The following is a 23,177-nucleotide window of genomic DNA, read 5'->3' as shown; positions in this document are numbered from 1 at the left end:
CCCGGGCGGACGCCAATCCCCCCGGTGTTTTTCATGCCCGCCTGACGGATGAACAAAACAATGAATTGAAATGATTAATTTTGACTCAAAGATAAACCTCCTTTACACACTTTTTGGGATACTACCTAGATATAGACTAAGATGGGGTATAGATGACAAAATGCATACTATACCCCATCGCTATATTCTGAAGTATCAAAAATACTACCTCAAACGAATCTGACAATTGAGCTTAAAATAGAGAACATCCGAATCTTTAATAATCGAAGCATACTCATGCCTTGAACTACTGGGGCGTTCCAAATATGCATTATTAAAAAGATAGTCCTCAAAACGATTGCGATCATAAAAATGGTAACAGACAATGTCACCGTCTTTCTTCACTACAATATATCCGCCATTGGCATCAAAACGACCGGTCCACGGAGATCCCGGCACCATACCTAAAGCCGTAGAGGTAAGCAAGTGCTTAATCTTATACTCATAGTACGGCACAGAGGTGACATTGTCATAATTCAAAGGATTAAGTTGGGTAAGACATGAGACAAGGTCACGAAGCTGCTTCATACCGGTACGAAACTGCAATACTAAAAGTTCGGCAAGGATCTTACCTAAATCACTGTCAAGCAAAAGTAAGTTGTTGCGAAAGGCCCTATCATCAACACAATCAAAAACAAGCTTTCCACCATTGTTTCTGATTGCATCAACACGCTGAATAATTTTAGTACGACCGGTAATAGAATTAATACGATCAATATCAGAGTCCGAAAAAGACCCACCAACAATCCGATAACGAAAATTAGTAGTCTTACCGGCATTCAATAATGTCGAATCACTCCCCAGCTGAGACTTAATACTAAACCCCATCAAAGAATTTAATTTTGTTCTCTTGTCATGGAGAACTATTTTAATATCCGTTTTATCCGAAGGCTTAGCTTTTACAGAATAACAAAAGATATTATTCATAAATTCCTCAATCTTAGGGGCTGCAAATGCACCCTTTCCCGAATTAATAACTCTCAATAATTTTTCAGCCTCTTCCAAAAACACATCAGCAGGAACTCGTAATAATTCTTCTTTATCAGAATTAAGTATAGATACATCTTGTGCATTTCTTTTATAATTGAAACTTCCTTCTGTTTCCTCTCGGAGAATCATTATAATAGGATAGAACAAGTCATTTATCTTATCAAGATTCTGATCGCCCGCATAAAGGATACCATCACCCAATAATTTAAAAAAGGCATATATCTCACTCCATTCACCTTTATTTGCTGTAATCATACATTATAGGTTTATCCATAATCATCAAACTCATTTCAACCGGATACAAAAAAGAAACTCGTTGACTTAATTATATCATATATATTATTTACAAAAGTAAGGATTCAAGGCATATACATCAAATAAGAATTCAGACACATTTGTTCTAATATGGATATCTTCAAACTCTTCATACCAATTTTATACCTTTGTCAAATGAAGCGTACTAAAGATATTATTCATACATATTAGGATCAGGTTCCTTTTAATTATATAACTTATACAGAGTAGTGGATAAACTTACACCTCAACAGAGAAAAAAGAATATGCAAGCGAACAAGTCTAAAGGCACCAAAATTGAAGTAATGTTTGGTAAGGCTTTATGGGCAAGCGGTTGCAGATATAGAAAGAATGTTCCTGATATCTTCGGTAGACCGGATTTCTGCATAAAGAAATACAAAATTGCAATTTTCATTGATGGTGAATTTTGGCATGGTAAAGATTGGGAGATCAAAAAATTTGATCACAAATCCAACATCGATTTTTGGACTCGGAAAATAGAACATAATATAGAAAGAGACAAAGAAGTGAATAATTATCTTCTTAATCATGGTTGGACAGTCCTTCGCTTTTGGGGTGAAGAGGTAAAAAAGTCCACAAACAAATGTATTCAAATTGTATTAAAAGCCATTTCAGATGCGAAATATAAAAAGACAAAGCAATGACCCAATATTTAAGATTCAACTTCATAATTACGGAGAGGAAGACTTTGGGGCAGCAGCATACACTCATTATCTTCATAATAAGACTAATCTATCTCTTGAACAAGAAGCAAAAAGCTATGTGACAAAAATACTCGAAGCACATCTTTCAATAAATAAGGCTGATTCAACTTATTATAAAAGGATAGATGATGCTATGCAGTATTACTTATTCGACATTAATGCAGATATTCCTTTTCCTGAGCCTAAGAAACCAAAGTTTACATTCATAGACCTTTTTGCCGGAATCGGTGGATTTAGAATTGCAATGCAAAGTTTGGGAGGAAAATGTGTATTCTCATCTGAATGGGACAAAAAGGCACAGGAAACATATGATGCAAATTTCGGAGAAATTCCATTTGGAGATATAACAAAAGAAAGAGTAAAGGAATTCATACCAGACAATTTTGACATACTGTGTGCAGGATTTCCATGTCAAGCATTTTCAATTGCCGGGAAACGTAGAGGCTTCGAAGAAACAAGAGGTACACTATTTTTTGATGTAGCAGAAATATTAAAACGGAAAAGACCTAAAGCATTTTTCCTTGAAAACGTCAAGGGTTTGTTGAATCATGATAAAGGAAGAACAATAGAGGTAATTCTTAACACACTAAGGGATGATCTCGGGTACTATGTACCCAATCCAAAAATTATTAATGCAAAAGACTTTGGAGTTCCTCAGCATAGAGAAAGAGTATTTATTGTTGGCTTTGATCCGGAGCAAACCGATGTTTCTGATTTTGAATATCCTGAACCTTTAAATAAGAAGGTCTGTTTCAAGGACATCAAAGAAGAAAAAGAAGTTTCTGTCAAGTATTATTTATCAACGCAATACCTAAATACACTCATTACACATAAAGAAAGACATGCTGCAAAAGGGAATGGTTTTGGATATGCTATTATATCTGATGATGATATAGCAAATGCCGTGGTATGTGGAGGAATGGGAAGAGAAAGAAACTTAGTTATTGACAATAGACTTACAAACTTTACTCCGGTCACTAATATAAAGGGAGAAGTAAACAGAAATGGAATTCGTAGAATGACACCAAGAGAATGGGCAAGACTACAAGGATTCCCGGATGAATTTAAAATCGTGGTAGCTGATGCATCAGCATACAAACAATTTGGAAACTCAGTAGCTGTCCCAGCAATCAGAGAAACTGCCAAACAAATTATTAAAGCTCTTAAGTTTATGTAAAGCACATAAGAAACAAACTATTCTATTGATAGTTCTAGTAACTTATTGTAAGCGTTGCCGAAAATATATATTCATTGGCAACGCTTATTATTTTGTATCATAAACACCTTCTACTAAATCCATGTCTAAAAAAGTTTTCCGGTAAAGTTAAGGTTACATTCACAAGAGACCAAAGTTAATGACGAATAAAAATTCGTAATATTGTGCCTATTCAAACAACTATAAGAGAATAATATGAAAACAATAGAGGTAGTTGCAGCTGTTATTTACAATAATGGGACATACTTAGCCACTCAAAAAGGCGATGGACCATTTAGGGGACAATGGGAATTTCCAGGAGGGAAGATAGAGATCGGTGAAACAAAACAAGAAGCCTTAATAAGAGAAATTAAAGAAGAACTATCTCTAACTATTGAAGTCGAAAAATGGATATGCACAACTGAATACGACTACCCAACATTTCATATTACAATGCACAGCTATCTTTGTAGGATGATTGAAGGGAAACCAATACTCAATGAACATCAAGCCCTGAAGTGGCTGCCAGCCAAAGACCTCAACAACTTAAAATGGCTACCAGCAGATATCAAAACAGTACGATTGCTTCAAGAATAACTTAACTTCCAAAATTATCCTATGAATAAAGATTAATATACAGACTTCAATCCTCTTGTCAACACCTACTTCCAATGATATTCTTCATAGTAAAACAGGAGATAAATAGCATACAAACGAAGTCTATTCAGTTCTACACACAATCAATACTTACTCAGCAAATTTTCTCTTAAGTATATAATAATAACCACATCCAATAGCATCTGCGATTGCCCATCCAATGGGTATTGACCACCAAATTCCATTAACACCAAAGGCAGAAATAGAGGAAAGGATATATGCCAACACAACTCTTATTCCCAAAGAGAAAATTGTAAGTATAAAAGACATCTGAGGCATACGAATGGCACGATAATAACCATATAGTAAGAACAAAATAGCAATACCGATATAAAATGCCCCCTCTATGCGAAGATAGCTCACACCAATATGAATTACTTCAACATCAGACAAAGGCACAAAGCAGGCCATCAGTTCAGGAGCAAAAATAAAGACAAGAGCAGATATAGGAAGTGAAAAAGCAATCGACAATCTCAACGCAGTACGGATACCTTTACGCACCCGCTGATTGTTGGAAGCTCCAAAGTTTTGAGCAACAAATGTTGAAAAGGCATTACCAAACTCCTGCATTGGCATATAGGCAAAAGAATCAATCTTTACGCCGGCAGCAAAAGCAGCCATCACCACGGCTCCAAAACTATTGACAAGTCCCTGCACCATCAGAATACCAAAATTCATCACAGACTGCTGGAGGCATGTAATCCCCGAAAATGAAAGAAGTTCCGTCAAAACACATTTCCGCATCTTACATTCTTCACGCCTCGGAATAAGGTCTTTTCGCTTGAGCAAAGTATATATGAGCATAGTGACAGCAGCAATACCCTGTGCAAGGAGCGTTGCCCAAGCCACTCCGGAAACATCCGAATGTAAATAGATTACAAAAAACAGATCCAGGCCAATATTCAAGATTACAGAAATTACCAAAAACCATAATGGAGCCAAAGCTTCTCCTACGGATCTTAGGAGATAGGCACAGAAATTATACAGAAAAACAAATGGTATTCCCCAAGAAACAATGTTCAGATATGAGCGCATAAACGGGTAAACATCGGAAGGAACATGCAATAGATGTAAGAAAAAATCCAAGAACCCAATCACAACAGCCATAACGGCCAACGAAATAAGCCCAATAGAGACAAAAGAGACATATATCGAGGTTCTCATAAGAGATAATTTACCGGCCCCATAATGCAATGAAAAAACCGTACCGCTACCTAAACAAAGCCCCAAAAAGATAGATAAAAGGAAAGTCATCAAAGCATAGGCCGAACCAACTGCCGCCAAAGACATAGATCCCAAAAACTGCCCCACAATAATCGAGTCTGCAACATTGTAACATTGCTGAAGCAAAGCTCCCAACAACATAGGCAATGTAAATAAGATCAAAGTCTTACGGATATTTCCTTGAGTCAAATCCATCAAAACAAATTCTCAAAAACAACATTCAACAAAACTGTTTAGATTTATTTGGCTATAGGCTTAAGAATTATTTTCAACCAACATATTGAAATAAATATAGAGTCATGGCAATCCATTAATTTTAAGACATTAAAGCTCACACCTCTATACTTCCTTGTTCAATAAATCAAAATATATCTTCAGCAAGAGATTCCATCTATAAAGAGATTTTTACCTAAATCACAAACAGCTTCTAAAAGTAATGATTATAACCAAACATTCATCATACAGCCTGCCAAGCAAACAAATTCGACACATAAGATCAAAAGAAATGCAACACCGGACTTTGAAAACTTAATTGCTCAGGCAAATATTGAAAAGAGATAAAAGAAGATTTTCCCAACACTATTATAATCCAAATAGATCTTTCGTCCTTTAAATAAGTTATTTCCTCATAAAAACAAATTCTCAACACATCAAATTCAATCATTCTTTTATTATCTGGAGCGCTTTTCTTTTTAGTCCAAGAGTATTAGAATATCAAAGAGAAAACACGTTTCCAAATAATACCCAAAACTCATGATTTGATATTTAAACCATTGATTATGGAGCAGATTTATAAATAAATACCATCGCGAAAGAGATCTTTATTGGTTATAATCAAACTCTTTATACCTATTTTTGGATGAAAGATTTAAGGTTTAAAACTTTTATCATCCCCAAATAACATTTGTAATGTCAATGAAAAACAATCAAGATAAAACATATGACGAGTTAATCAATCGAATTAGGAAACTTGAAAAAGAAAATGCAGACTTAAAAGCACAGATCGAGCAACTGACTCCAATAAAAGCGAAAGAAAAGAAAGAGCGAAGATGCAAAGGAAATCCCATTGTCGACATACACCAACATCTATCTTTAGAAGAAAAAGTTCAACTATTTGAAAGCTATTTCAAAGGGCGTACAGATGTATTTGCCAAAAGGTGGTATAGCTCTTCCTCTCAAAAGTCCGGCTATCAACCGGTATGCATAAATGAATGGAAGATAAATCTTTGCGACAAACGCAAATATCGCTGTTCAGATTGTCCAAATCGACATTTTAGGCCTATAAGCTACAATGATCTTTATGCCCATCTTGCGGGGAAAAATATCAATGGACAAGATGTTGTTGGTATTTATCCCATTCTCAAGAATAATTCCTGTTTTTTCCTATGTGCCGACTTCGATGATAAATCATGTATCCATGGATATAAAAAAGATGTTTTGTCTTTTGTCTCAGTTTGCAAAGACTGGAATATACCATTCGCAATTGAACGATCAAGAAGTGGAAAAGGTGCTCATGTCTGGATTTTTTTCGAGAATCCAATAACAGCCAAAAAAGCACGCTCACTTGGAAATTGCATCTTAGAAGAGGCGATGAATAGAAATATTACATTATCGTTCAAATCTTATGATCGTTTCATACCAAATCAAGATTATCTGACCGAAGGAGGATTGGGCAACCTAATAGCCCTTCCTCTTCAAGGAAAAGCTCGAAGAGAAGGAAATGCTGTATTTGTAAATGAAAAATTCGAAGCATTCAAAGATCAATGGTATTATCTTTTGAATCAGAAAAAAATTACAGAAGATGATATTTCAGCTATCCTTCAACAACATAAAGCTGTTGAAACTTCATTATCTACTACAAACGAAAAAATACCATGGGAACTTCCTGCACAAACATTACTAAATGGAGAAGACTTTCCAGCATCAATTGAGATTATCCGATCAAATTGTCTATATATCTCTCTAAATAATATCAAACCAAAAGTTATTAATTATCTCAAACGCATAGCCTCTTTTAGAAACCCACAATTCTATATGAAGCAAGCTTTACGACTACCCACATATAATGTCCCCAGAATCATTACTTCTGCCGAAATTATAGATGATTTATTCCTTTCTCTTCCACGAGGATGCGAAGATGCCCTCAAGGATTTGTGTAAACAACATCAATGTACATTAAGGATAAAAGACAAAACAAATGTGGGGCATCCTATTAAAACAACTTTTAAAGGAGAATTGAGAGTAGAGCAACAAGAAGCTGTAGATATTTTAATGAAAAGCCCGAATGGAGTTATAAATGCAACCACAGCCTTTGGAAAAACTGTTGCAGCAATCAAATTGATAAATAAACGACATGTAAACACACTTATTCTTGTTCATACAAAATCACTACTAAATCAGTGGAAAAGAAAACTTGAAGAATTTCTTACAGTAGAAAACAGACATTCGAAAGTAGAAGAAACAAATAAAAGTATTAATAATAAAACCCAATCAATTTTCGGCTCTCTTGATTCTGGAAGAGATTCATTAACAGGCAATATCGACATAGCACTTATTCAGTCCTGCTTTGAAAACAATGAAGTAAAGTCATTCATTAGAAATTATGGCATGATTATAGTAGACGAATGTCACCATGTATCATCATTGTCATTCGAAAAAGTACTCAAATTTGCAACAGCCAAATACGTATATGGACTTACTGCTACTCCTGTCAGAAAAGATGGCCTTCAACCTATTATTTTCATGCAATGCGGAGCAATACGATATTCTATGAATGCCCTACAAATGATGGAGCAACAATCCTTTGAAAGAATTCTAATACCCAGATTTACATCGTATAGAAACCTATCTAAACCAAACGGAAATTACGCTTCAATGATAGCAGATATGGTTATTGATAAGAAGAGAAACAAACTTATCGTTGATGATATTTCAAAAGTATTATCTGATGGAAGATTTCCAATTGTTCTTACCAACAGAAAGAGTCATGTTGACCTTATTGCACAAATGCTTAAAACAAACAACCATAAGGTTATCACCCTTACAGGATCTGACCCGGATAAGGTCAAAAAACTAAAAACAATTCAAATTCAACAACTCAAAAAAGATGACAAATGTACAATCATAGCAACAGGGAAATATGTGGGAGAAGGGTTTGATTTACCTCAACTTGACACCCTCTTCTTAGCTACACCTATATCTTGGAAAGGTATACTTACACAATACGCTGGACGATTGCACAGAGATTATCCGGGAAAAGAAAATGTTGTGCCATGTGGAAAATACTTTCCATTTGAGGAATTGGAAGAACATAGAGAATAAACTAGTAACCGGTTGTGAATTAGCTGATTTTCTATATTCTGCGAGTATGATAGGAAAGCAGTTCAACACGGAATATTGAATCCTTTCGGTTACCAAACCGTTATCCGTTGGTTTCCCTAGTGTGGTGAGGTAACGGAAAAAGGAAAGGTTTTTCTGACATGGGTTCTATCTCGCTGTTCCACAACGTTTTGCTTATCAAAGAACGCTTTAACAACGGGTAATTTTGCCCATAAAATTAAAGCGTATGAAAATAGAAAAATTCAAGGTGTTGCTCTACCTCAAAAAGAGCCGATTGGACAAGTCGGGCAAAGCGCCCATTATGGGACGCATCACCGTCAATCATTCGATGGTGCAGTTCAGTTGCAAAATTTCCTGTACTCCCGACTTATGGAATCCTCGTGAAAGCCGTCTGAAGGGCAAGAGTCATGAAGCCGTAGAGACCAATGCGAAACTGGACAAACTGCTGCTCTCCATTCACTCTGCTTTTGATACGCTTGTGGAAAGAAAAGCAGACTTCGATGCGGAAGCCGTCAAAAACCTGTTTCAAGGAAGTCTCGGAACGCAGATGACTCTGTTGAGAATGACGGACATTGTCTGCGAGGAATTGAGGAAACGCATCGGGATAGACCGTGCAAAGGGAACTTACCCTACCTATATCTATACCCGAAGAACCTTGGCAGAGTTCATCGAAAAGGAGTTTAGCACCAAAGACGTCGCTTTCGGTCAGATGACGGAGCAGTTCATTCATGACTATCAGAGTTTCATCTTGGATGAAAAAGGACTTGCCATAGATACCTGCCGGCACTATCTGGCTATCGTCAAGAAGGTATGCCGAAAAGCCTACAAGGAAGGACATGTCGACAGGTGCTTCTTCGCCCACTTTAGCCTTCCTCAACCAAAGGAAAAAACGCCGAAAGCCCTAAGCCGGGAATCCTTCGAGAAAATCCGTGACTTGGAAATCCCTGAACATCGCACTTCCCATATCTTGGCAAGAGATCTCTTTCTCTTTGCCTGCTATACCGGAACAGCTTATGCCGACGCCGTTTCCGTTACACGGGATAACCTGTTTACGGATGACAGCGGCAGTCTGTGGCTCAAATACCGCCGCAAGAAAAACGAACTTCGTGCCTGTGTCAAGCTGCTGCCCGAAGCCCTTACTTTGATAGAGAAGTACCGGGACGACAACCGTCCTACACTCTTTCCGATGCTGCACTATTCCAATATGCGTCGCCTCATGAAATGTCTGGCTATCCTTGCCGACATCAGGGAAGACTTGACCTACCATGCCGGCAGACATTCATTTGCATCGCTGATTACCTTGGAAGCCGGTGTTCCCATCGAGACCATCTGCAAGATGCTAGGGCATTCGAACCTGCAAACTACGCAGGTCTATGCGAAGGTTACGCCCAAGAAACTCTTCGAGGATATGGACAAATATATCGAGGCGACAAAAGACCTCAAACTTGTATTATAAACGCACAGACATATAGAAATCAGAGTGAAAATCAACAAACAATGAAACAATCATGCGCAGTACATTCTCTTTATTGTTATACATCAATCGAAGCAAAGTCCGTACGGACGGTACGACCGCCGTACTTTGCCGAATCTCCATCGACGGGAAAAGCACGACGATAACCACGGGTATTACTTGCAATCCCAAACAATGGAATGCAAAAAAGGCGGAGACCGCTGACGTGCGGACGAACAACCGCCTGAAAGAGTTCCGCAAGCATGCGGAGCAGCTCTATGATGAAATGCTCAAAGAGCAGGGTGTGGTCAGTGCCGAACTATTGAAAAGCAAAATTGCAGGTCATATGATAGTTCCCACCCATCTGCTCCAAATGGGAGAAAGGGAGCGGGAACGCCTTGCCGTCCGCTCCAAGGAAATCGACTCCACTTCGACCTACAGGAGTTCTCGGTATTACCAGAGCTATATCCGTGAGTTCTTGGACTCGAAAGGCAAGACGGATATTGCCTTTTCGGACATCACCGAGGAATTCGGACGGGAATATAAGGTCTACCTGAAGCGGTACAAGAACTTCGGGGCATCGCAGACCAACCATTGTCTTTGTTGGCTGAACAGACTGATGTATCTTGCCGTGGACTATGAGATTATCCGTGCCAATCCTCTGGAAGAGTTGGAGTATGAGAAGAAACCGCCCTCCAAACGGATGCACATCAGTAAAGCGGAACTCAAACAACTGCTGGAACTGAAACTGCCCGCGAATGATCCATTGAAGGAATTGGCTCGCAGGACTTTTATCTTCTCCTGTTTTACGGGACTTGCCTATGTCGATACCCAGCTGCTGTATCCGCACCATATCGGGCGGACTGCCGACAACAGAAGATACATTCGCATCAACCGTAAGAAGACGAAAGTAGAGTCATTCATTCCTCTGCATCCGATAGCGGAGCAGATACTTGATTTGTACAATACGACCGATGACACGCAGCCGGTATTTCCGTTGCCGAGCAGGGACTCTATGTGGTTCGAAATACACGAGCTCGGTGTTATCATCGGGCGAAAGGAAAACCTCTCCTACCATCAAGCCCGGCACAGCTTCGGATCGTTTTTGATTTCCGTGGGAATTTGTACGGAGAGCATTGCCAAGATGATGGGGCATGCCTCCATCACCAGCACGCAGACCTATGCGAAGATTTCCGAGAGGAAGATTGCAGAGGATATGGACAGGTTAATAGAAAGGAGAAAAAACAATGAATATTGAATTACTATGAAAAGAGAATTCATAACCATTGAGGAGAATGGGAACGTACACGTTCCTACGACTTCCATTTGGATGTCGGCTTGCGAAATAGCCGATTTATTCGGCGTATTCTCCGGCAAAGTAAACAGCCACATCAAGTCTATCTTCAAAGAAGGATTACTCAGAGAAGATGAGGTGATGCAAACGCTATTGTTTAAGGGCGGTGCAGTGGATTTATATAACATTGAAATGATAACGATGCTGTCATTTCGTTTTGCTTCTCCACAAGCCAAAAGTTTCCGTAAATGGATAATCAGAAGACTGACCGAAAAGAAGAGAACAAGTCCTCCGCTACTTGTGTGTTATGGCAAAGGTGGATGGTACAGTTGAATATGAGAACAGGCAGTAAGAAAGGTGCTTCTTACTGCCTGTTTCTTGTCAAGGTTTCTCAAACCGAGGACGGTAATTCTCCTGCAACAGTTTTTCCACATCTTCTTCTCTGTAGAGAACTTTCCCACCCAGTTTAATAAAAGGGATTCTCCCTACATTTCGATAGTCTTGTAACGTGCGTCGGTTGATATGCAACAGGTGGGAGAGTTCGCCATCCGTCAGGTAACGATGCCCGCCTAATAAGGGTCTGTTCTTTTTCCTTAGGGCATCTATCCCTTTCATCATACGGTCACCGGCACTGAAAAAGAGCCTGATTTCTTCATCGTTCTTTGTTTTTACGTCATTGCTCATCTGCTTACATTGGATTTAGTGGTGATAAATTCTTTGATTATGGAGAGGCGGATTATTCTATCAACCGCTCTATATCTTCCGGTTTGTAGTACATCTTATAGCCTATTTGCGTATAGGGTAAGGTGTGGTTGTCCCGATAGGTTTGCAGGGTACGCAAACTGATGTTCAGGATCTGGCAGACATCCTGATTGTCCAGCCACCTGCCCATACGCCTTTCGTCGCATTCCCTACACAAAGCATCCACTTTGGCGGTCAAAATGCGAAAACATTCCATCATAGCTTCATACGTTTTCTTCTCGATTGTTACAACTTCCATATTCTTGTCTGTTTTTGATTTTACACTTTGTGCAAATGTACTTATGGTGCAAGCATTCAAAACCGGCATTTCCTTTACTGCGTACTTGTGGCTTCGATATGGAGGCTTCTGTCTGTCCGTGGATCTGCCTTCCCATAAAAATCTTCCATATGTTATTAACAACCAGTGAAAAAGAGTAAAAGCATCTCCCGAACTTTGCACCATATTCAAATTCTAAGAGCAATGGATATTATTACAATCGATAGCAAAGCCTACCACGAACTGATGGGCAAGATAGAGAAACCCTTACGGTATGTGGAGAAGGAAGAGAAGGCAAAAACAGAGAATGAAAACTGCCTCGTTACCAACGATGAATTAGCCGGGATGCTCGGTGTAAGTAAGCGCACGCTTCAGCGGTTACGCAGCGTAGACAGAATCGGCTATAAAAAACTGATTTATGGGCGTTGCTACTACGACCTGCACGACATCGAAGAGGCTATACGTAACAGAAGCCTCTATTGTAACTCAAAAAAAAATGGAAGAGCTACGACACAATTTCAAACTCAAAAGCAGGAGGATTAAGGATGGAACTATTGGATAGAGAGACCTTTCTTGAATGGATGGAACGCATCATGAAGCGTTTCGATGACTTGAAGCAGACGGCTCCCGACATACCCCAACGTCCGATGATAAATGGAGAACCGTTGCTGGATAACCAAGAGGTGTGCCTGATGCTCCAAATCAGCAAGCGAACCCTGCAACGTTACCGAGATTCGGGAACACTTCCTTACCACATCGTCTATCACAAGACGTGGTATCTGGAATCGGAAATCCTTGCCTTTATGCAAACCCACTTTACGGAAAACCTCAAACGCAAGAGGAAGAGACCACCCAAAGACACGTAAATACGGATTGTACGCAACAGCAAAGCCCCCGTTTTGTCGTAATGACAAGTCGGGGGCTGCCGTTTGAATGTGATGATAACATTACAGATTATATTTTCGGTCTGACAACGAACACCTTTTCTGCTAGAGACGGCGGCAGTCCGTCCATAGAGGGCTGTGTAGCGGAGATACTCTGCCCGCTGCTTTCCAACGGTCTGTCGGTTTGAGCCGCAGAGGAGCTGACGAAGGGAGCGGTGACAGTCGGCTCAATCGGATGTGACCGTTCCATTTCTTCCCTCGTTCCTTCGCCATCCTGCATCATTTCCGCTTCCTCTTGCGGACTCTCCGACTGCTCAATGGGCTTTAGGGAGAGCTGTATTTTTCGGTCAAGGGCGGCAAGTTCCGTTTTGAGGTCTTTAAGCTGCTCTTCCTTCTTCCAAGAGCCGTTCACGACCTCCTGCAAAACAGGAATATCCTTGGCTATCTTTTCCGTGTCAGCCTTAAACTTCTCAATCAAGCCGGGTATCTTCTCCATGGCATTCAGGAAATTCATACAGGCGAGTTGCGGGTCTGCCGCAATCCTGCCGTTGTTGTAGCTGTACTTCATTCCGCTTTCTCCCATCACGAAGAACTTGTTCTGCGAAAGGTCGAAAAGGTCTTTGGAGGAGGACTCCGTCTTGACCACAAGATTAAACCCGTAGAGCGTTCCGATATTGAAATACTCTCCCCGTGTGCAGGCTTTCTCATTGATTTCCGAAAGTTTGGCAGCAATGCGTTTCGGGTCACTTCCTTCCACCCCTTTGAGTGTTATCGGATTGAGAATATTGCCGTCCTTACCCTTCTGTACACGGCTTTGGTACAAATCCCAGTCACTTTGGAAACGGGCAATCAATTCCTTGTTGCCGTCCACCGTCCGCACGACTTCGTCCAATCGGCTTCGGGAGGATGACTTGCTGCGAATGAACGCCTGCCGTTCGCTGTCCAAGCCGGCAATCTTCTTTTCCAACTTTGCCTTTTCCAGCAAGTCGGTATTTCCGGAGAGGATGGCGACGTATTCGGAAAAATTCATTCCCGATTTCTCGTCCATACTTCCTTCGTCGATGGTACGGCTACCCATACGGTTGTTTTTGAGCTGTTCGATAAAGAGTTGCTTGTTGTGCAATAGGTTGAATTTATAGCTGTCAAGCGACTTCTCTACGGCATAGATGATGACATCCACCTTGTTGTCCGCATGGAATTTGGCGACTTCATTGCCCTTGCGCACGGCTCTTCCGTCCCTCTGTTCCAAGTCGGAAGGACGCCACGGCGTATCCAGATGATGGATGGCCACGGCACGCTTTTGGGCGTTTACGCCCGTGCCGAGCATGGAAGTGGAACCGAACAACACGCGTATTGTTCCCTCGTTCATGCCTGCAATGAGCGTCTTTCGTGCCTTGTCGGTCTTGGCTTCCTGAATGAAGCGTATCTCCTGAGCGGGTATGCCGTGGTCTTCCACCAGCTTGCGCTTGATTTCGCTGTAGGGATTCCATTCACCGGGCTTGTAAGTACCAAGGTCACTGAACACGAATTGCGTTCCTTTCTGTGCGTCAAACTTGTGGTAGTACTCCGCAATCTTAGCGGCACAGTGGGAAGCCTTGTTGTCCACATGATCTCCGTACCTGTCGGGGTCAATAAGCCTCAGATCCAAACTCATCTTCCTCGCCATATCTGTGGCAATGAGCATCTTGGCTTTCTCCTCCCGTTCGGAAAGTTTCTCTCGTCCCAATAATTCCGCATTACCCGTCTTGGCAAACTCCACCAACTTGGCGATGAACTCTTCCTGTTCGGGAGTGGGCGGTATATTGTGCATAATCTCATTCTTTTCGGGGCGGTCAATACCGATGTCCTTTGCCGTACGATAGTCCGTTATCTGGGCATAGAACGCCGCCAATTCCGGCACTTTGATGAAATAGCGGAAACGCTCCTTCTGCACGATTTCATTGGTGACAGAGAATTCATAGTCCACCGACTTCTTGGCGAAGATGGCAGCCCACGCATCAAAGGTCTTGATGTTCTGTGCTTCTAGGGCTTGGGGACGCAGGTACTTGAACAGCAGGTACAACTCCGTGAGTGAGTTACTGATGGTTGTCCCCGAAAGGAAGGTTGCTCCCAAGTCTTTCCCTGTCCGCTCCTGTATCGTACGGATGGCAAAGAGCATATTCAAAGCACGCTGGCTTCCTTCGCTGTTACCCAATCCTGCCACACGGTCGTGGCGGGTATTGAACATCAGATTCTTGAATGTATGCGACTCGTCCACGAACAGATGGTCAATGCCCATTGTCTTGAAATCCACTATATCGTCCTTGCGGTTCTCTATCTTGAATTTGATTTCGTCCAGTTTTGCCCGTAAGTTCATCTGCCGCTTGACAAGCCCTTTCTCCATCGCACGGGAGATGCTGCGTCCTTGCTGACGCAATACTTCCAAGTTCTCTTCCACGCTGTCCAGCTCGTCCTGAAGGATTTTCTGCTGTATCTCGTCCGACTGCGGTATCATACCGAACTGGTCGTGCGTGAGGACAATGCAGTCCCAGTTGTTGTTCTTGATGTCGTGGAAAATCCGCTGCCGCTTGTCGGGCGTAAAATCGTTCTTGCCCGGATAGAGCAACTTGGCATTCGGGTAAGCCGTTTGGAAAGTCTGTGCTATCTCCTGCACGTTGGCTTTGAGAGCAAGTATCATCGGCTTGTTTGCCAAGCCGAGCCGCTTCATCTCATAAGCAGCGGTGCACATGATAAGCGTCTTTCCGGCTCCCACCTGATGATCGCAAATTCCGCCTCCGTTGAGCTTCAACATCCATACGGCATCCTTTTGGCTGTCGTACAGGCTTTCGATGCCCAAGCCTTTCAGGTTGAGGTCGGGGAATGTCTGATGAGAGCCGTCATATTTGGGACGGACAAAGCAATTAAAAGTGTCATTGTAGAGTTTCTCCAACCGCTGCTTGAACTCATCGCTCTGCTCGTTCAGCCAATCGGTGAATCCGTTTCGTATCTCGTCGATTTTAGCATTCGCCATCTGTATGGCTTCGGTGTCCCGTACCTTGACCTCCTTGTCACCGACCATGATTTTCTTGGTGATGTCGGGCGTCGTATTCAGCAGGGCGTGCTTCATCAGGGCAATGCCGTCGTAGCGACGATGCTGTCCCCGTACACAGAACCTGTCCCAGATATTGGCATTGTGCATCCGTGCTTCCACGGAGTATTCGTCCGCACTTGAATTGTAGCGTATCATCACCTCCGTGTCGAAAAGGTGCGAGGCATAATCGGAGTAGAGATTTACGGGAATCCATCGCTCCCCGAAGTTGAAATCCAAGTCCACGAAAGGAATCGGTTCGGGGATGGCATCCTTCAGTGCCTGCAAGGAGGCTTGCGCCCTTGTGTCCTCCGGATGCTCCAATAGATATTGTCCGATACGCTCCGAAGCGGCAACCACATTGCCCGATATGAACTTCTCGGCGATTTCATATTCTTCCTCCAAGGGATTATAGTAAATCCTGCCGTGCAATTCGGAGAGCATCTCTTCCTCGGAGGTGTCGGGAAGCAAAGAGAGCATATACCCGGTGTCCACCGCTCCGAATTTATTGAGTGAAGCAGAAAGTGCCTCTTGGGCATTGCTCACCTCTGTCACCTCGTGCAGGCTGAAGGAAACGGGCTGACGGAAAATGTCGGCTTTGAGCGTTTCTTTATCCACTTTCCGTTCCAAGAAGAGGATTTCCCTGCCACCGGCATCCATCAGGATCTGCTCGTGGTTCTTGCGGTCATTCAAATGCCCGTACAGCCGCACGAAACGGTCGTACAGTTCATTGAGGTTCTCTCGCAAGGATTCATTCGCCACCTTGCGTTCCGCCTCATAATCATAGAGGGCGTGGTAAGCATCCCGCAGGTCTATGTAGAGCAACATTTTCTGCCGCTCTCGGGACGGGAGGTCTATGGGTTGGAACATTCGGTTGTCCTCCATATCACGGACAAGCATTCCGACCTGAAAGTCCGAAGCCAGCAAAGAACCCTCTCTGAGGTGTTCATGCCATAAGCCCTCATAGGGACGCTGCTGCATCCCTTTCTCCTTGTCCTGCTGCCACCATAGCTCGTTCGTGTCTTTCAGTCCGTGTGCCGTCTCACCGCTTTGGGAAGCCTCGGAAAAAAGGGAAGGTGAAGGAACGGGCTTCTGTTTTGCGGCAGTTTTACGTTTGGGCTTTTCCTCCGGAATAACATTGCCGAAAAGGTCGAGCAGTTGTACCTGCGGGGTGACACTGCTTCGGGGGTGCTCCGTCGGCTGTTCCTCTTTCGGTTGCACCACCTCTTGGTGTGGTTGTTCCTCTGTCGAAGCGGGTGGCGTAAGCGTTGGCTCTTCCTGCTTGACTTCGGGAGAAACGGAAACGGTTACTTTGGGCAGCTCCTGAATGAAAATATGCTTTTGATACAACGCCACGTCCAAGCGTTTAGCTAAATCCGCCCGCAGGATTTTACCCATATCGGTGGCGACGCCTTCCGCTCCACCGTTGTGATGGAACAGAATGGCAGGCTTGCCGTAAGGATCGGTATCCTGCTTCCACTCGGTATGCACGATTTGCGACATACTTCGCAGATAGGTGTTGAACAGCACCCCGCTGGGGCGTTTCTCACTCTTGATGAAACGCTGTTCCTCTTCGGTCAGACTTGTCTTGTCGCTCTGCTTTTGCAGGACGATAAGGTCACTGCCCACTTCCGTTCCCGCATTCTCCGTGAAGAGATTATTCGGAAGGCGGACTGCCGAGACAAGTCGGGTATGGTTCATCAGCCACTCCCGTACAGGCTCGTTCGTTGGGGCGTTCATAACTCCTTGCGAGGTGATGAACGCCAGCACGCCACCCTCACGGAGCATATCCACCCCCTTGACGAAAAAGTAATTGTGCAGGGACATGCGGGCGACCTTTCGAGCAGGTTCGTCCGTCTTGCTGAAAACAGGGTCGAAGACGGCCACATCTCCGAAAGGGATGTTGCTGCTGACCACATCGAAGGAACCGTTGAGCTTGGATTCGATTTCCTCGAAGCCCCGGATGCGTATCTTGTCTTCGGGATGCAGGGCGGAGAGCATCTGTCCCGTGAGAATGTCTTTCTCAAAACCGAAGGTCGTATGCCCTTCGGCTGCAATACCATCAAAAGAGCGGATGAACTCGCCCATTCCCGCCGAGGGGTCAAGGATACGTTTGGGGACGATGCCTGCCTCCTGTAAGGAAGCGGCAATCTCCCGCACTACGGGCGCAGGAGTATAGAAAGCGGTCATCACGGAGTTTTTCAGACTCTGCATATAGCTCTTGTACAGCGACTCGGAAGCGGTGTTGTCCCGAATGATGTGATGCAGTTCCATCACCAAGGGAAAAAATTCCAGCTCCGACTTGTTCCATCGGGCGATGTCCTCCATCGTATTGGCAGGAGAGAGGATACACTTCAATGCCCCGAAGCCCGTATAAGCCAGCAACACCTCCATTTCCTCCTCCGTTGCCACGCGCTGTTCCCGATGCAGGGCAAAGATGGTCTTGATGGCTTCTATATTCGCCCTTAGGTGCTCCTTTTTGTTATAGTGTGCCATCTTCTTCGAGTTTTAGTTGGACAAAACCCGTAAGCTCCGTATAGAGGGAGTTGTATTCGGGCGTATAAGCGAACTTGTCCGAAATCGGATACTTGGCGAATATCTCTTCGATGAGAGGACGCAGGCGGATGGCGGTCTCCCTGACCGCTTCAAGCGGCACTTCGGCGGAGAACTCGTTCCAAAGCACGGAAGAGATGGTATCGTGGCGGGAGAAGTGCAGACCCGCATAGAGTGTCTTATTGGCAGTGCCGATACATTCGGCTATGGGAAGTCCGGCATTGAAGGCTTCGGCATAGGCTTCAGAAGCGGCTGCCGCACGTTCCTTGATAAAAGGAATGTCAACGGCTTTTTCGGGATGGCTTTCCCGAAGAAAAGAGAGCAGGGAAAGCTCGTAGTATGAAAAATGAATGGCTGTCATTTTGAATGATTTTAGTGAGGTATATAATGCAAAGGCACTCGACGTCCCCGCCGAGTGCCACCACTAAAATCCGCAGTAAAAACAAGATGATTGTTTATGACCGCATCATTCAGTGGCAAAATTAGCAAATTACGGGGATTTACCTTCGGGATTTGCCCGTTTTCTTGCGTTCGGGAAAGACAAATACCGTCTTGAACTCTCCGTCCAAGGAGAGCGAAGCCTCGAAGCTCTTGCCCGATTTGGAGGTAAAGCCCTTGATGATGCCTGTCTCTCCGTTTACCGCCAACTGCGTCAGTTGCTCGTCCGTCAGGCTCTTGCCCGCCACGCTGCGGAAAAGGGTCAGACCGCAATCGGCATCGGAACATTTGGCACATCGGGGATAGAAGACCAGTGAGCCTTTTCCGCATTTGGGGCAATGGATGTCGCTCTGTTTCTTGGGAAAGAGGATTTTGGAGGAGAGCAGTTCGTCGGTAATCTGTGTGGCATAACTTTCGATGCCCTTGCGGAAGTCCCGCTCTTTCAATTCTCCCCGTTCGATTTTCGCCAAGTCCGCTTCCCATTGTCCGGTCATCTCGGCATTGCCGATTTTCATCTCCTTGACGATGGAATAGACGGCAAGTCCTTTCTCCGTGGGAACGAGCGACTTCTTTTGGCGCACCATGTACTCGCGTGCAAAGAGGGTTTCGATGATGGCGGCACGGGTAGCAGGCGTGCCGATGCCGCAATCCTTGAGCTGTGCACGCAGTCCCTCGTCCTCCAACTCCTTACCTGCCGTCTCCATAGCAGCTAACAGCGAACTTTCCGTGTGCAGTGGTTTGGGCTTGGTCGTCCCTTGTGCCAGCGAACAGGCGGAAATGTCAAGTTGAATACCTTCGTTCCATTCCGGAATGAGGACACCCTCACCGTTCTCACGGCTTTCCCGCTCTTCGGCTTCGAGCTGTTCCTTGTCCTTTCCTTTCTCGTTTTTAAGGATGCTCCGCCAGCCTTCCTGCCTGATGATTTCCCCTTTGAGCATGAACTTCATGCCCTCGCACAAGGCGGTTACGGTGGTAATGTCTTTCTCGCACCGGGCGGAGAAGGCTTCGAGCATACGTCCGACTATCATATCGTAAATGACCGCCTCGTCTCCAAACATGTCTATCGGCTTCTTGCCCGTGATGAGCAGGGCGTGGTGGTCGGTCACTTTCTTGCCGTCCACCGAATGAGTATTGAGTTCGGTCAGTCGGCGGGCATGGACACCCCAGACGGGATGGTCGTGCAAAAAGGCTATCAGGGCAGGTATTTCGGCAAAGACATCTTCGGGGATATGGCGGCTGCCCGTGCGAGGATAGGTGATGTATGCCTTCTCGTAGAGTTTCTGCGCCAACGAAAGGGTTTGTTCCGCCGAATAGCCGAATCGGCTGTTCGCCTCTTTCTGTAAGGTGGTCAAGTCATACAGAAGCGGTGGCTCCTGCTTGGTCTCCTTGCGCACAATCGTTTCTACAGTGGCATAAGGAGCCTGTTTGAGTTTCTCATACAGGACGGTGGCTTCCGTCTTATCAAACCAGCGGTCGGCAGAAGAAAAACGGAAACTCTCATCACCTTCCTTTACAGTAAGGCTGAGTTGCCAGAATGGCTGCGGCTCGAACTTCTTGTTCTCCAAGAAACGGGAGCAGACCATACAGAGGGTCGGAGTCTGCACCCTGCCCAAGGAGTAAGTGCCTCGCCCTGCCGCAATGGATATGGCTTGGGTGGCATTGATGCCCACCAGCCAGTCGGCTTCGCTGCGGGCACGGGCGGAATAATAGAGGTTGTCATACGTCGCGCCGCTTTGTAAATGGGCAAGCCCCTCTTTGATGGCTTTGTCCGTCAAGGAACTAATCCACAGACGGTCGAACGGACGGGGAATGCCCAAGTATTCGTAGATAAAGCGGAAGATGAGTTCACCTTCCCTTCCGGCATCGGTGGCAACGATAATGCCCTCACATTCCCGAAAGAGTTTTTCGATGACTTTGAGTTGGGCGACTGCCGCAGCATCGGCTTTATAACCTTTACCCTCCTTAATCTGACGGGGAATAAGGGTAAAGACGGGAGGAAGAATCGGCAGGTTCTCTTTGTGGAACCCCTTGATGCCGTAAACTTCGGGCATGGCTGCCGTTATCAGGTGTCCCAATGCCCACGTGACGGCATAGCCGCCTCCTTCGATATAACCATTCTTCTTGTTGGTTGCCCGAACGACACGGGCGATTTCACGAGCGACGCTCGGCTTTTCTGCTATGATGACTTTCATTTGTTCTTACTTTTTGGATATTAGTGGTGGCGGATTACATTTTCATTCCCTTGGAACGCTTTTTCTCTTCTTGCTTTTGTTCCTGCCCCGTGGTAGGCTCTGTCTGTCCCTGCTTGAGCGGCTCTTTTACATGCTTGGTAGCCTCGTTGGTCTTGCCTTCGGAATTGACGGCGACCTGCGTGCGGGAAGCGTTGTCGGGAATGACCTCTTTGGTTTGGGACTTGTCGGGATTCCATTTGAGGAAATCGAACTTGTTCTTCTCGAAGTTGGCGCGGACATAGGCTTTGAAAGGCTCTCCCTTCTTGTCGATAAGCCCGGTCATATAGACCGTCTGACCTGCTTTAAGTTTCGCTTGCTCTTCGGGAGAGATTTCACGTCCCAGCATCTTCTTGGGGACACGCAATTCTTTCTGCTCCGTTTGTTCCTGTCCTTCGGTGGCTTGCCTTTGGCGTTGTTCCTGCTTGGGAGAGCCGAAACGAAATTCAATCGACCGCTTGTCGGCATTGAATTGAAGGTTGGCATTGAAATGCTTTCCCGTTTTGGAGGTCATGCCCTCCACATAGATGCTTCTGCCTTCCGAAAGTTCCTTTTTCTGCTCGTCGCTCAGCTTCACGCCTTTGATTTCATCGGGGATGCGTACTCGGTCGGCACTCAGGGCGATGATGTCGTTCGTCAGGCGGTCGATGCTCACGAAGCTGCGGGTCGGCTCATCTTTGCCGGGGAAGGTCAGCTCCACGGTACGACCGAGGTTGCCCGTTTCTCTGAGGGCTTTCTTGTCCTCATCGGTAAAGGTATGCCCGAAGAACTCGCGCTCCAATTGAGGTTCCTTGCGGATGGCGTGGACAACAGGGATAAATGTCCCGTCTCCGGAGACTTTCAGAGAAAGACGGGCATCGGTGTAAAGAGAGACTTCTCCGATTTTAATAGCGATGGGAACAAGCGGAGTCTTGCGGTATTGAAGCAGGTCATCAAGATGCTTGCCTTTTTCCAGACTCTCACGGCTTACGCCCATCTGCTCGAACTGCTCCCACTTCACCTTATCGGGGTCAATGCCTTGAAAAGACTGTTTTTGCTCTCCTGCATAGTCGGAAGGATTGACACGGGCGGAGTCCAGCATCTCCTTATTGGAGGGGACATCCGGTGCTTTGAGCATTTCCGAGAGTACGCGTGCGCTGGCAACGGCACTCTCAAAGGGGACTTTGAAGAAGTTCAACGGTGTGGGATGCTTGAACTGACGCATGAAGTTGGAAAGGAAATTCTCCAGCACATTGCTGTGTTTGTCGAACTTCATGAAGCTCTGTTCATGCTCGGCGGTAGGCGGTACGGTTTTCAGTTCGCCTTTCTCATCTGCTCCGGCTACGGCTCGGAGACTCTCGTCCTTCTGATCCTTGACCAAAAGGACTTCTTGGTCTTTGATTTTTTCGTCCATATTACTATGTATTTAATGACACCAACAGCGGTGCACGGACAAAAGTAAACCAAAGAAACAGTGTGCGTTATAGGTTTGAAATAACTGCGTACTTGTGGCGTCGATATGGATAGAAGTGGCTTTATCAAGAATGTGTTTGAAGTCAATAATTATCTACTTCATCAAGTGGCAATAGCACCCTATCTCACGTTTTTTGTGTGATAAGCAAAAAAAACTGCTTTTTTTTTGTTAGAACAAATTTATTTGCTTATATTTGCGCTACAATACTTCGGTAAATTTTTACCGAAAAATTAAAAGTTAAACAATAGAACTGACAAAAGTCGGTTCGAAAACACTAAAGAGATCATTGAAATGTTGTCAAAACGAATGGTTAAGCATGAAGAAAT

At 44.4% G+C, this 23,177-nt stretch carries 16 protein-coding genes and 1 pseudogene; 9 read left to right on the top strand and 8 right to left on the bottom strand.

All coding sequences use genetic code 11. The annotated features are described in order from the left end of the window. Positions 1–204: 204 nt before the first annotated feature. Positions 205–1,284 (bottom strand): HpaII family restriction endonuclease, encoded by a 1,080-nt coding sequence (locus ACFO3G_RS07700; RefSeq protein WP_380079585.1) that lies wholly within the window; start codon positions 1,282–1,284, stop codon positions 205–207. 269 nt (positions 1,285–1,553) lie between these two features. On the opposite strand from ACFO3G_RS07700, the gene ACFO3G_RS07695 reads away from it, so the two are divergent. The 3 genes from ACFO3G_RS07695 to ACFO3G_RS07685 all read left to right on the top strand — a co-directional run bounded on the left by ACFO3G_RS07695 (position 1,554) and on the right by ACFO3G_RS07685 (position 3,840). Next, on the top strand, positions 1,554–1,988 hold the full coding sequence (locus tag ACFO3G_RS07695) for a very short patch repair endonuclease (RefSeq protein WP_380079583.1): 435 nt from the start codon (positions 1,554–1,556) through the stop codon (positions 1,986–1,988). Continuing rightward, positions 1,960–3,225: a DNA cytosine methyltransferase gene (locus ACFO3G_RS07690; RefSeq protein WP_380079581.1), complete on the top strand. Its 1,266-nt coding sequence runs from the start codon at positions 1,960–1,962 to the stop codon at positions 3,223–3,225. The genes ACFO3G_RS07695 and ACFO3G_RS07690 overlap by 29 nt, the downstream gene beginning before the upstream one ends. 234 nt (positions 3,226–3,459) lie before the next feature. Then, positions 3,460–3,840: a (deoxy)nucleoside triphosphate pyrophosphohydrolase gene (locus ACFO3G_RS07685; protein ID WP_380079579.1), complete on the top strand. Its 381-nt coding sequence runs from the start codon at positions 3,460–3,462 to the stop codon at positions 3,838–3,840. A 150-nt stretch (positions 3,841–3,990) separates the two neighbouring features. Here the strand turns inward: ACFO3G_RS07685 and ACFO3G_RS07680 are convergent, their stop codons facing one another. Then, entirely contained in the window at positions 3,991–5,319 is a 1,329-nt protein-coding gene (locus ACFO3G_RS07680; RefSeq protein ID WP_380079577.1) for an MATE family efflux transporter, read from the bottom strand. A gap of 720 nt (positions 5,320–6,039) precedes the next feature. On the opposite strand from ACFO3G_RS07680, the gene ACFO3G_RS07675 reads away from it, so the two are divergent. From ACFO3G_RS07675 to ACFO3G_RS07660, 4 genes are all read left to right on the top strand, one after another. Continuing rightward, entirely contained in the window at positions 6,040–8,445 is a 2,406-nt protein-coding gene (locus ACFO3G_RS07675; RefSeq protein WP_380079575.1) for a TOTE conflict system archaeo-eukaryotic primase domain-containing protein, read from the top strand. 244 nt (positions 8,446–8,689) lie between these two features. Next, positions 8,690–9,919 (top strand): tyrosine-type recombinase/integrase, encoded by a 1,230-nt coding sequence (locus ACFO3G_RS07670; RefSeq protein ID WP_380079573.1) that lies wholly within the window; start codon positions 8,690–8,692, stop codon positions 9,917–9,919. Between the two features lie 52 nt (positions 9,920–9,971). Further along, positions 9,972–11,174, top strand: a complete 1,203-nt coding sequence (locus ACFO3G_RS07665; RefSeq protein ID WP_380079571.1) for a site-specific integrase — start codon at positions 9,972–9,974, stop codon at positions 11,172–11,174. Between the two features lie 6 nt (positions 11,175–11,180). Beyond that, positions 11,181–11,543, top strand: a complete 363-nt coding sequence (locus ACFO3G_RS07660; protein ID WP_006951737.1) for a hypothetical protein — start codon at positions 11,181–11,183, stop codon at positions 11,541–11,543. A 48-nt stretch (positions 11,544–11,591) separates the two neighbouring features. Here ACFO3G_RS07660 and ACFO3G_RS07655 read toward each other — a convergent pair whose 3' ends face one another. Beyond that, complete coding sequence (locus ACFO3G_RS07655; RefSeq protein ID WP_380079569.1) at positions 11,592–11,894, bottom strand: helix-turn-helix domain-containing protein; 303 nt, start codon at positions 11,892–11,894, stop codon at positions 11,592–11,594. A gap of 52 nt (positions 11,895–11,946) precedes the next feature. Further along, complete coding sequence (locus ACFO3G_RS07650; RefSeq protein WP_380079589.1) at positions 11,947–12,210, bottom strand: helix-turn-helix domain-containing protein; 264 nt, start codon at positions 12,208–12,210, stop codon at positions 11,947–11,949. Between the two features lie 222 nt (positions 12,211–12,432). Here ACFO3G_RS07650 and ACFO3G_RS07645 point away from each other — a divergent pair. Together ACFO3G_RS07645 and ACFO3G_RS07640 are read left to right on the top strand one after the other, a co-directional pair. After that, positions 12,433–12,790: pseudogene (locus tag ACFO3G_RS07645) on the top strand (helix-turn-helix domain-containing protein). After that, complete coding sequence (locus tag ACFO3G_RS07640; RefSeq protein WP_380079587.1) at positions 12,774–13,094, top strand: helix-turn-helix domain-containing protein; 321 nt, start codon at positions 12,774–12,776, stop codon at positions 13,092–13,094. The pseudogene ACFO3G_RS07645 and the gene ACFO3G_RS07640 overlap by 17 nt, the downstream one beginning before the upstream one ends. Positions 13,095–13,182: 88 nt before the next feature. Here ACFO3G_RS07640 and ACFO3G_RS07635 read toward each other — a convergent pair whose 3' ends face one another. From ACFO3G_RS07635 to ACFO3G_RS07620, 4 genes are all read right to left on the bottom strand, one after another. Next, complete coding sequence (locus ACFO3G_RS07635; protein WP_380079567.1) at positions 13,183–18,675, bottom strand: Eco57I restriction-modification methylase domain-containing protein; 5,493 nt, start codon at positions 18,673–18,675, stop codon at positions 13,183–13,185. Next, complete coding sequence (locus ACFO3G_RS07630; RefSeq protein ID WP_380079565.1) at positions 18,662–19,093, bottom strand: DUF1896 family protein; 432 nt, start codon at positions 19,091–19,093, stop codon at positions 18,662–18,664. The genes ACFO3G_RS07635 and ACFO3G_RS07630 overlap by 14 nt, the downstream gene beginning before the upstream one ends. 139 nt (positions 19,094–19,232) lie before the next feature. Then, a complete protein-coding gene (locus ACFO3G_RS07625; RefSeq protein ID WP_380079563.1) occupies positions 19,233–21,362 on the bottom strand; it encodes a type IA DNA topoisomerase in 2,130 nt (709 codons plus the stop codon). A 34-nt stretch (positions 21,363–21,396) separates the two neighbouring features. Continuing rightward, complete coding sequence (locus ACFO3G_RS07620) at positions 21,397–22,791, bottom strand: DUF3945 domain-containing protein (RefSeq protein ID WP_380079561.1); 1,395 nt, start codon at positions 22,789–22,791, stop codon at positions 21,397–21,399. Between the last annotated feature and the right edge of the window lie 386 nt (positions 22,792–23,177).

The sequence above is a fragment of the Falsiporphyromonas endometrii genome (assembly GCF_042654485.1).
Classification (GTDB): domain Bacteria; phylum Bacteroidota; class Bacteroidia; order Bacteroidales; family Porphyromonadaceae; genus Porphyromonas; species Porphyromonas endometrii.
The sequence above is the reverse complement of the archived record's forward strand: the minus strand, read 5'-3'. Positions and strand labels throughout refer to the sequence as shown.